Annotated in this window: 2 protein-coding genes; both read left to right on the top strand. The window is 57.7% G+C overall.

The window, feature by feature from the left end; genetic code table 11:
* On the top strand, window positions 1-985 hold a 985-nt coding region (locus I6F09_RS37080), incomplete at its 5' end, for an outer membrane beta-barrel protein (RefSeq protein ID WP_225190195.1).
* 371 nt (window positions 986-1,356) lie between these two features.
* Window positions 1,357-1,743 carry a hypothetical protein gene (locus I6F09_RS37075; RefSeq protein WP_036046585.1) on the top strand — a complete coding sequence of 129 codons (387 nt, stop codon included), beginning with the start codon at window positions 1,357-1,359 and terminating at the stop codon, window positions 1,741-1,743.
* Window positions 1,744-1,788 lie beyond the last annotated feature (45 nt).

The raw sequence follows: 1,788 nt of genomic DNA, 5'->3' as shown, positions 1-1,788 counted from the left end.
CAGTGCGATGGTCTTCGGGACGGACTCGGCGCGCGTCGGTGTTAGCGTCTGGTCCGCCCCGACGGTTTTGCTGCGCGATAACTTAAGGGCGCTCGGTCGTGGACCGAGAAAATACAGGGACGTGTTGGATGCGATCTGGAGTTCTTCTTTTGGGAGCCACGACAATTGCGCTCGTCGCAACCGATGCAACGAATGCGGCAGACCTCGAGCCAGGAGTGAAACTGCCACCGGCGGCTATATTGGCGGGCACGTCGGCGGCGGCTACGGCCGCACCTCCTTCAGCAATCCCTACGGTCCGTCGATCTATGGCGATGTCGTCGATACCCCAGTGTTCCTCGCCGGTGGCCAGATCGGCTACAATTGGCAGAAGAACGGTTGGGTATTTGGTGTCGAACTGGATGCCAGCGGTGCTGTCTCCGACGGGACAAATACCTGCCTCGCCGCCTCCGGCTTTATTGTGAGCGCAAACTGCAAGGCAGGTCCCAACGTCTTTGCCACCGGGACCGGTCGCGTCGGTTACGCGTTTGGCGCGCTGGGCCACACGCCGGCCTATCTCAAGGGAGGCGTCGCTTGGCAAAACAACCGGGGCGACGTCGTCAACAACTTCGAAGGCGGGTCGCCACAGGAGAAAGCCCACTTCGACTATGGTCGCCTTGGCGCCACCATCGGGCTGGGCGTCGAGCAAGCGCTTACGCCTGCATGGTCGGTGAAAGCTGAGTATGACTATCTGCATTTCGGCGGACCGAGTGTCGCGACTCCTCCGACGGAGCAGAATCCGCCGTTCGCAATTCTTCCGGCGAACACAACGGGCCTCTCCAGCAACTATCACATCGGAAAGATCGGCTTGAACTACCTTTTGGCTCCGACCCATGGACGGCGCAATGGTCGGATGCGCCGCTGTACGCGAAAGCACCCGCCGGTGCGCCGATCCGGTGTAGCCGGTGTAGGCCGCAGGCTGGTTGGTTCATTCCCGTGCCAGCGCTGAGCAGCTTGGGGTTTTCTTTGTGGAACCTGACGAACTCGATCAGGTTTTCGATGCCAAAGTCGCAGAACGCCTGAACACCATCTTCGCCGACGCCATAGACCCACTGGCCGCTCTCTACACGGCTTTTGCGACATGCCGATTCAGACTCTCCGCGAAATATAGCCATCGGAGCACCTACCGGGAATCTGGCAGACTGAACAATCCGCCTCCAGCATTGGTCACGTCAAATGTCGTCCTTAAGTCAGGTCCTTGCGATCAGGGCTACCAAAAGTGGCAGGTGTCCCATATTGGAGATCGTGTTACCCTCTGAAGGTGATTGAGCTGAGCCGCGAAACCAATCACAACGTTACAGTTCAGAGAGGAGACGTTCAATGGCATCGAGCGTAGCTGAAGACGAGAAACGCCGTACACAGCAAGCGCCGCAAGTGACCCAGGCATCGGCTGCTGGGCCAGGTGGCGCCGCCGAGCACACTAAGCAGTCGACGGCAGCCACGCGCGCTTCATTCGTGTTTGCAGATTGGCAGAAGTCGATCGAAGCAACGACAAACTTCTTCGCGGCGGCTTTGAAAGACGGTTTGAGATTGACTGCTTCCTCTTTGCACGATCACGCCAATTTTCTAAAAGTCGTTGCTGAGGTCAAAACGCCCTCCGAGTTGCTGAAAAGCTATCTGGACTTGGCAGAGCGATCTTGGTCGAGATCGTTCAGTGAAGGCTCGAAGTTGTTGGATAATCTCAAGATACAACAACATCAGCGTTGAGCAGTCGAATCGTGTAGATCATATAAGCGACGACGAGCTTGGGGC

Origin of the sequence: Bradyrhizobium sp. IC3195, assembly GCF_020193585.1 — a bacterium.
GTDB classification, from domain to species: Bacteria; Pseudomonadota; Alphaproteobacteria; order Rhizobiales; family Xanthobacteraceae; genus Bradyrhizobium; species Bradyrhizobium yuanmingense.
This window is presented reverse-complemented; position numbering and strand designations above follow the sequence as displayed.